The following is an 8,319-nucleotide window of genomic DNA, read 5'->3' on the forward strand; positions in this document are numbered from 1 at the left end:
GGGAAGCCCCCGGCACCTTCTCAGGGTGCCGGGGGCTTCCCCGTGCCCGGGGCTCCCAGGGGGTGCTCGGCGCTCCCAGGGGCCGTGCGCTAGCGCAGTTCCTCGGGGGGCGTGCGGGCCGCGTCGACCTTCTCGGTGCGCTCCAGCTCGCCCCACACGATGTAGCGGTGGCGGGAGGTGTAGACGGGGGTGCAGGTCGAGAGCGTGATGTAGCGGCCCGGCCGCTTCCGGCCCGACTCCTTCGGGACCGCGTCCAGCACGTCCACGTTGTACTTCGAGGTCTCCGGCAGCGTCGCGTAGACCTTGTAGACGTACCAGGTGTCGCGGGTCTCGAAGACCACCGGGTCGCCCTCGTGGACCTTGTCGATGTTGTGGAACTTCGCGCCGTGCCCGTCCCGGTGCGCGGCCAGGCTGAAGTTGCCCTTCTCGGCCCACGGCATCGCGGACTTGACCGGCTTGGTGTAGTAGCCGGCCACGCCGTCGTTGAGGGTCTCGGTGCTGGTGCCCTTCTTGACCAGCACCTCGCCGTTGTGCATGGACGGTACGTGCAGGAAGCCGATGCCGGTCTTGGTGTCCAGCTTGCCCGGCCCCTGCTGCGCCCAGTGCCTGCGCACCCGGTCGCCCTGTTTCTTGGCCTCACGGTCGGCCAGGACGTTGGTCCACCACAGCGAGTAGACGACGAACAGGGCGAGGATGAGCCCCGCGGTGATCAGCAGTTCGCCGAAGACGGCGATGGCCGCGGCTACCCGTCCACGGCCGGGACGGCGGCTGGGCGTTGCGGGCGGGCCGGGGTGCCGGTCCTGCCGCTCGTCGTGGTCGGTCCGTGCCACCGCGTCGTACCCCTTTTTTCTGGTTACCCGGCTGTTCCCGCTCATTCGACCAGCGCGTCCGGCTTTCCCTCGCTACGCGGCCGCTCCTCGACCATCTTGCCCCAGACGATCATCCGGTAGGTGCTGGTGAACTCGGGGGTACAGGTGGTCAGCGTGATGTACCGCCCCGGTTCGGTGAAGCCGGAGCCGGGCGGCACCGGCTTGATGACGCCCGTGTTGGACGGCGACGTCTGCGGCAGGATGCTCTTCATCGCATAGGTGTAGTACCGGCTCTGCGTCTCGACAACGATCTCGTCGCCGGGCTTGAGGCGGTTGATGTAGCGGAACGGCTCGCCATGGGTGTTGCGGTGCCCGGCGAGCGCGAAGTTGCCCTTCTTGTCCCACGGCATGGCGGTCTTCAGCGGACTCTTGCCGTAGTGGCCGACCATGCCGCGGTCGAGGACCTTGTGCTTGTCGATGCCCTCCGCGATCGGGGCCTTCACATCCAGCTTGGGGATGTAGATGATCGCGAACCCCTGTCCGGGGGAGAAGGTGCCCGGGTTCCGCTCGTCACCGCTCTCGTCCCACTTCTTCTGCAGGTTGTTCGCGGCGCCGTTGGCCTGCTGATGGGCGAGGATGTTCGTCCACCACAGCTGATAGGTGACGAAGAGCAGCATCACCACGCCGAGCGTGATGAACAGCTCGCCGACCACCCGGCTCGCCACCACCCCGGGGCTGTCCTTGCGCGCCCGCGCGGCGCGCCTGGCCTCCATACGGGTGCGGGGCCGGGCGTCCCCGGCGCTCCCCGCGCCCTCCGCGGCCCGTGTGGCGTCCGCTTCCGCCGTGCCGCGCCGGGCGGCGCGGGAGCCATGCCTTCCGGCGCGCTTCCCGGCCCCCTGGGCCGCGGCCTTACGGCGGGCGGCCCGGCCGCCGGGCGCGGGCTCGGGATCGGGATCGCCGTCCCGGTCCGCCTCGACCTTGCGCAGCAACATGGTCCGGTCGGCGGGCGGTGTCTCCACTGCGCGCAGGGCGACCGTCTCGTCGTCGCCCCGGGGCGGCACCGGGGGCAGGACGGCCGTCTCGGCGGCCTCCGGGGCGCGCGCCGACGCCTCGGCGGGCCGTGGGGACGTCTCACCGGACCGTGGGGACGGCCCCGGGGCGCGAGTGGGTGTCTGGGGGGCGTGTGCGGGCCCTGACGGCCCCGTGGGGGCCGCACGAGCGCGGCGACGCCCTGTGGGCGGCCCAGCCGCCTCAGGAGCCTCCTCCGACCCCGAGGGGGCCGTACGGGCGCGTCTGCGCCCCGTGGGCGACCCGGCCGCCTCCCCCGAGGGAACCGTGCGAGCGCGGCGACGCCCCGTGGGCGACCCGGCCGCCTCAGCGGCCTCCTCCGGCCCCGCGGCGGCCGGGCGGGCGCGCCGTCTGCGGCCGGTGGGCGGCGGCACGGAGAGCGACGCGGTGCCCACGGCGCGCCCCGTCGGCCCGGCCGGGGCGGAGTCCGGCAGCGGATCGGTCAGCGGGTCCCGCAGGCCCTCCGCAGCCGCCGGGAACGCGTCCGGGTCTCCCTGGGTGCCATGCGCACCAGGGGCGGCAGGCTGCTCATGAGACCCGTACGGCGCGTACGGGGCGGGCTCCCGGGCGCCCTGGGCGGCGCCCTCGCGCTCGGGGCGCGGTCCGGTCACTCGCCGGCCTTACCGCCGACCGCCCCGACCACCGGGGCGAGCCCCGCGGACCGCCCCACGGCATCCGTGTCCCCGCACTCCACCAGCCAGTTGGCGAGCATCCGGTGGCCCCATTCGGTGAGGACCGACTCGGGGTGGAACTGGACGCCCTCGACCCGCAGTTCACGGTGGCGCAGACCCATGGCGATGCCGGTCTCCGTCCAGGCCGTGATCTCCAGCTCGGGGGGTACGGTCCCCCGTTCCACGGCCAGCGAGTGGTAGCGGGTGGCGGTGAAGGGGGTGGGCAGCCCGCTGAAGACGCCGGCTCCCTCATGGGTCACCAGCGAGGTCTTGCCGTGCAGCAGCTCCGGGGCCCGTCCGACGACTCCGCCGTACGCGACGGCCATGGACTGCATCCCGAGGCAGACGCCGAACACCGGTACGCCGGTGCTCGCGCAGTGCCGGACCATGTCGACGCAGACCCCGGCCTCCTCCGGGGTGCCGGGCCCGGGGGACAGCAGCACTCCGTCGAAGCCGTCCTGGGCGTGGCCGAGGGAGACCTCGTCGTTCCGCACCACCTCGCACTCGGCGCCGAGCTGGTAGAGGTACTGGACGAGGTTGAAGACGAAGCTGTCGTAGTTGTCCACGACCAGGATGCGCGTGCTCATCGCTGACCCGCCATTCCCTGGTCGACCGTCACGTCGTTGAACGGCAGCAGGGGCTCCGCCCAGGGGAAGACGTACTGGAAGAGCACGAAGACGATCGCCAGCACCAGCACGAGCGAAATCAGTGCCCGCACCCATGCGTTACCCGGCAGATGCCGCCAGATCCAGCCGTACATGCCATCCCTACTCACCGATGACGAAGTCGATTGCAGCACCGGAGTGCAGCACCAGAGTAAGGGGCGAGGGGTGGGGCCGGAGGGTCAGCTGTACAAAGCCTTGGGCTTGCCTTGGGCAACGGATTGGGTCGCGTCGAGGTGTGCCCAGGTGATCAGCCGGTGGCTGTGGCCCCACTCCGGCTCGCAGGTCGTCAGCGTGAGATAGCGGCCGGGGCGCCGGAAGCCGGACGCGCGCGGCACCGGATCGATCACCCCGGTGTCGGTCGGCAGGGTGCGGTAGGGCCGCCGGTCGATGCGGTAGGTGAACCAGGTGGTGCCGTCGGTCAGCACCACCGCGTCACCGGGGCGCAGGTCGGGGAAGTCCTTGAAGGGGTCGCCGTAGGTGCGGCGGTGCCCGGCGACGGCGAAGTTGCCGAGGGCGCCGAGGCGGGCGGTGCGGGTGTAGTGGCCGAGCCCCTTCTTCAGGGTGTCGGTGGCGGTGCCCTCGAGGACGGGCTTGGCCCAGTCGGCGCCGAAGCGCGGGATGTACATGATCGAGAAGGAGGCGCCGGGCTCGTAGCGGCGGGGTCGCGACGAGGGCTCGGCGCCCGCGCTGACCGTGCCGGTGGCCCAGCGGTCCTGGAGGTGGTCGATCTCGCCGTCCATGGCGCGGTCGGCCCGTACCGAGGTCCAGTACAGGACGTAGACCACCAAAAGGATGATCAGGACTCCGACCGTGACGCAGATCTCACTGAGCGTCCTGACGATCAGTCGCGTTCTCATCGGCCCCCACTGTCCGCCCCGCGGACCCGGTGCCGCACGCCGGTCCGCCGGTCCGCCGGTGCTATCCGATGGGCTGTGCCTGGTGCAGATCCACTGTGCCGGAGTAGCCGGGAAGAGTCACCGTGTCGTGCTGGTCGACTTTCCAGCCGAGGCCGTACGCGTCGACATAGCTGCGGTAGTTCTGGATCGCGGGCGAGGCGGCGAGGGCGGCGTCCAGCTTGTCCCGGTCACCCACGGCGGTGACCTTGTAGGGCGGCGAGTAGACCTGGCCCTGGAGGATCAGGGTGTTGCCGACGCAGCGCACCGCGCTGGTGGAGATCAGCCGCTGGTCCATGACCTTGATCCCTCCGGCGCCGCCCTGCCACAGCGCGTTGACCACGGCCTGGAGATCCTGCTGGTGGATGACGAGATCGTTGGGCTGGGGATCCGGGACGCCGGGGATCTGCGGGGTGGCGTTCGGCGGGGCGTCGGTGAGGGTGACGGTGAGCCCGGGGCCGGTGAGCTTCTTGGTGCCGGCGGTCTCCTCCAGCTCGGCCAGCTTGCGGCGCTCGGCCTGGGTGCTGCCGTTGTCCCGCCGGGCGAGGGCGTCGACCTCGGAGCGTATTTTGGCGGTGCTGTCGTCCAGGGTGCCGTTCTTACGGCTGCGCTCCTGGATGAGATCGGAGAGCCGCAGCATCGATTCATCACTGCGGAGATTGGTGCCCTGGGCCGTGTTGAAACTGGTCCAGAAGATCACTCCGGCCAGCGCGAAGACCGCTCCGGTCAGCAGCCGTACGGGGCGGAACCGGGGGCGGCGGGACGCCGGGGTGGGGGAGTCAGCGGAATTGCTCAACGTACCCTTACTCCTTACGACGCCGCGGAAGGACTACGCTAACGGACGTGTGGGGGAGGGACGTGGTACCCGTCGCTGTCCCGCCCCGGCGCCGTCCGTACACATCCCCGCGCGGTCACGCAGCGCATCGACAGGAGAGTTCCTCGTGCCGAAGTCACGGATCCGCAAGAAGGACGACTTCACGCCGCCGCCGGCGAAGCAGGCAGCCAGCATCAGTCTGAACAGCGGCCGCCGGTGGGTGGCACCGCTGATGCTGGCCATGTTCCTGATCGGCCTCGCGTGGATCGTCATCTTCTACGTGACCACGGGTGACATGCCGGTCGAATCGCTGGGCAACTGGAACATCGTGGTCGGCTTCGGCTTCATCGCCGCGGGGTTCGTCGTCTCCACCCAGTGGAAGTAACCCGGCGGTCCGCACGCCCGTCCCCAGGTTGTCCACAGAGTTATCCACAGCCGGGGAAAACTCAGAAGATCTGTGGATAACCTCTGCCGTGTTGACGCCGGTGTGACCGGTGGCGGGCGTCTGTTCGATCGTTCACACCCCCGCCTTCCTGCGAAAACGCAGGTCAGTCGGGGGGCGTACGCAAGTTCTCCACAGGTTACGTAAGATCCGCCACGCGCTGTGGACAACTGACCGGGTCCGGCTCATCCCAGGTGGCCTATGGCCGACCGCTCATCGGTCGGCCGCTCCGCTCAGCCGATGAGCTTCAGCCGGTGACTCAACCGGTAGCTTCAGCCGGTGACCTCAGCCGGTGAGCTGCACCGTCCGGATCCACACCATCGCGACGATCGCGAGCAGCACCAGGACGCAGGTCCCCCGCTGCACCAGCGCCCGCTTCTCCCGGGGCGCGTGCACCATCCCGTACGCCACCACCGTGCCCGCGACCAGGCCGCCGACATGGGCCTGCCAGGCGATGCCGGACCAGGTGAAGGTGAAGAGCAGATTCAGCGCCAGCAGCGCGATGACCGGCCGCATGTCGTAGTTCAGCCGACGCATCAGCACGGCGGTGGCGCCGAGCAGGCCGAAGATCGCGCCGGAGGCGCCCAGCGACGGCTGGTTCTGCGCGGCCAGGAGATACGACAGCGCACTGCCGCCCAGCCCCGACAGCATGTAGAGCACGATGAAGCGGACACGGCCGAGCGCGGCCTCCAGCGGACCGCCGATCCACCACAGCGAGAGCATGTTGAAGGCGATGTGCATCAGCTGCTGGTGGAGGAAGACCGAGGTCACCAGGCGCCACCACTGGCCCTCGGCGACGCCGACGATCTGTACCGTGCCGGGGTCGTAGGCCCGGCCTACCAGATCGAGATCGTTCACCAGCCGGTCGCCCACGGACAGCGCGACGAGCCACACCGCGATGTTGATGGCCACCAGGATCTTGGTGATCAGCCGGGGGTCCGAGGCCATCGTGCCGCCGGCCAGGGTGCGCGGCTGGGCGGCGCGCGGCGGGGGACCGGCGGCCGAGGCCCCGGACCCGACGGACGCCCGTCCGCTCACACACTCGGGGCACTGGAACCCCACAGACGCGCTGATCATGCACTCGGGGCAGATCGGGCGCTCACAGCGGGTGCAGCTGATGCCGGTCTCCCGCTGGGGGTGCCGGTAGCAACAGACCGCCTGGTCCTCCATGGTGTCCCCTCGCCCCTTGTCCACTTCTGATCGGGCGTTCCCCCGCCCCGCTTGTTCACACGGACACTTGTTCACACGGACAAGCGGGGCATGAAAGTTCCCGTACGGGTTCAGCCCTCGCGCGTCTCCACGACGACCGACTCGATCACGACGTCCTGAAGCGGACGGTCGGTGCGCGGGTTGGTCGCGGTGCCCGCGATCGCGTCGATGACCTTCTTGCTGCCCTCGTCGACGACCTCGCCGAAGATGGTGTGCTTACCGGTCAGCCACGCGGTCGGGGAGACCGTGATGAAGAACTGGGAGCCGTTGGTGCCCGGGCCGGCGTTGGCCATCGCCAGCAGGTACGGCTTGTTGAAGGCCAGGTCCGGGTGGAACTCGTCGCCGAACTCATAGCCGGGACCACCGGTCCCGTTGCCCAGCGGGTCTCCGCCCTGGATCATGAAGCCACTGATCACCCGGTGGAAGACCGTGCCGTCGTAGAGCTTCTCCTTGGCCTTCTTGCCAGTGGCTGGGTGGGTCCACTCGCGACTGCCTTCGGCCAGTTCGACAAAGTTCTTGACGGTCTTGGGCGCGTGGTTCGGCAGCAGCCGGACCACGATGTCGCCGTTGTTCGTCTTCAGGGTGGCGTATAGCTGCTCGGCCACGATCAACCTTCCATCGTCTTCACTTACGTCTCCTGATCCTCGCACGGACGCAAGGCGGACGAGTAGCCGCTGAGGCGGCGCCGGGCGTGCCGATCCGCGTGGTTTCCCCGAGAATCCTCCCTATGACCCAGATGCCCGACCACGCATGCTGGCCAAGCTTCGAACGGGCATGATCTCCACAAACAGGCATGATCTTTCTTGGGATGGAAACACGAAACTGGGCAAATAGAGCGCGCAACAAGAACGCACGACTCTGAACCCCGGAGCATGACCACGCCACCGAGGAGGAGGATCCCGTGACCCGCATTGACAGCGTGCGAGCCGCGACCGGCACAGCCAAGGGCAGCGTCCTGCACGCCGCGGAGGCGGTGGCGCCCTATGCCGGCACGGCCAAGGACACCGCGACGCGCTACGCGCACGAAGCCCGCGTCCGGCTGGCGCCCAAGGTCTCGACCGCGGCTCACCAGGCCCGGTGCACGGCCGGTGCTCAGTACCACGCCCATATCGCACCACGGCTCGACCAGGCCCGCGGCACCCTGCCGCCGAAGGTGGACCAGGCCGCCACACGGGCCGCCAAGCGGACCCGTAAGGCGGCACGCCACGCCGCCGACTACACCGCACCGCGGGTGGAGCAGGCGATGGCCGGGGTGCGCGCCGCCGCAGGACCGGCGCGCGAAGAGGCGACCGTCCGCACGGCGGCGGCCATCGCGGCGCTGCGCACCCATGTGACGGCCGCGGAGATCGAGAAACTCGCCCGGAAGCACCGCCGCCGGGCCCGGGCCGCCCGCTTCGCCAAGCGGGCGACCTTCATCGGGCTGGTCGGCGCGGGCGTCTACGCCGCGTGGAAGTGGTGGGACAAGCAGGCCAACCCCGACTGGCTGGTCGAGCCCCCGGCGGCGACCGAGGTGGGCGACCGCGAGCGGCTCTCGGCGGTGGACGGCAGCGACCAGAACGCCCTCGACCCCGAGGTGCAGGCCAAGCAGGCCGAGGCCGAGGCCCGCAGGGACGACGAGCGCTGACGGCGCCGCTCACGGCGCCCGGCGCAAGCCCTCCACGAGGGGGGGGGGGTGGACGGGGTATCGGCCCCCCCGGGCGGGTTGACGGGGCCTTTTTATTTTTTGCCGGGGGTGTTTTGGGGGGGCG

10 protein-coding genes are annotated in these 8,319 nt (G+C 70.2%); 2 read left to right on the plus strand and 8 right to left on the minus strand.

All coding sequences use genetic code 11. The annotated features are described in order from the left end of the window. Window positions 1-89 precede the first annotated feature (89 nt). The 6 genes from ACFXB5_RS22080 to ACFXB5_RS22105 form a co-directional block, all read right to left on the minus strand. On the minus strand, window positions 90-875 hold the full coding sequence (locus tag ACFXB5_RS22080; protein ID WP_385210462.1) for a class E sortase: 786 nt from the start codon (window positions 873-875) through the stop codon (window positions 90-92). Then, on the minus strand, window positions 872-2,488 hold the full coding sequence (locus ACFXB5_RS22085) for a class E sortase (protein ID WP_385210465.1): 1,617 nt from the start codon (window positions 2,486-2,488) through the stop codon (window positions 872-874). The genes ACFXB5_RS22080 and ACFXB5_RS22085 overlap by 4 nt, the downstream gene beginning before the upstream one ends. After that, a complete protein-coding gene (locus ACFXB5_RS22090; protein ID WP_385210468.1) occupies window positions 2,485-3,135 on the minus strand; it encodes an aminodeoxychorismate/anthranilate synthase component II in 651 nt (216 codons plus the stop codon). Before ACFXB5_RS22090 ends, ACFXB5_RS22085 begins: the two co-directional genes overlap by 4 nt. Then, window positions 3,132-3,308 carry a hypothetical protein gene (locus ACFXB5_RS22095; protein WP_385210470.1) on the minus strand — a complete coding sequence of 59 codons (177 nt, stop codon included), beginning with the start codon at window positions 3,306-3,308 and terminating at the stop codon, window positions 3,132-3,134. Before ACFXB5_RS22095 ends, ACFXB5_RS22090 begins: the two co-directional genes overlap by 4 nt. Window positions 3,309-3,392: 84 nt before the next feature. Beyond that, a complete protein-coding gene (locus tag ACFXB5_RS22100) occupies window positions 3,393-4,070 on the minus strand; it encodes a class E sortase (protein WP_385210473.1) in 678 nt (225 codons plus the stop codon). Between the two features lie 61 nt (window positions 4,071-4,131). Beyond that, window positions 4,132-4,902: a DUF881 domain-containing protein gene (locus ACFXB5_RS22105; protein WP_385210475.1), complete on the minus strand. Its 771-nt coding sequence runs from the start codon at window positions 4,900-4,902 to the stop codon at window positions 4,132-4,134. A gap of 145 nt (window positions 4,903-5,047) precedes the next feature. Between ACFXB5_RS22105 and crgA the strand changes: the two genes are divergently transcribed. Beyond that, window positions 5,048-5,305: a cell division protein CrgA gene (gene crgA / locus ACFXB5_RS22110; protein ID WP_020869949.1), complete on the plus strand. Its 258-nt coding sequence runs from the start codon at window positions 5,048-5,050 to the stop codon at window positions 5,303-5,305. Between the two features lie 342 nt (window positions 5,306-5,647). Here crgA and ACFXB5_RS22115 read toward each other — a convergent pair whose 3' ends face one another. Continuing rightward, complete coding sequence (locus ACFXB5_RS22115; RefSeq protein WP_201856588.1) at window positions 5,648-6,532, minus strand: rhomboid family intramembrane serine protease; 885 nt, start codon at window positions 6,530-6,532, stop codon at window positions 5,648-5,650. A 110-nt stretch (window positions 6,533-6,642) separates the two neighbouring features. Further along, entirely contained in the window at window positions 6,643-7,176 is a 534-nt protein-coding gene (locus ACFXB5_RS22120; protein ID WP_044581678.1) for a peptidylprolyl isomerase, read from the minus strand. Window positions 7,177-7,472: 296 nt separating this feature from the next. Here ACFXB5_RS22120 and ACFXB5_RS22125 point away from each other — a divergent pair, with 296 nt between their 5' ends. Next, entirely contained in the window at window positions 7,473-8,195 is a 723-nt protein-coding gene (locus ACFXB5_RS22125) for a DUF5324 family protein (RefSeq protein WP_385210479.1), read from the plus strand. Window positions 8,196-8,319 lie beyond the last annotated feature (124 nt).

This window comes from Streptomyces sp. NPDC059455 (assembly GCF_042750115.1).
Classification (GTDB): Bacteria; Actinomycetota; Actinomycetes; order Streptomycetales; family Streptomycetaceae; genus Streptomyces; species Streptomyces endocoffeicus.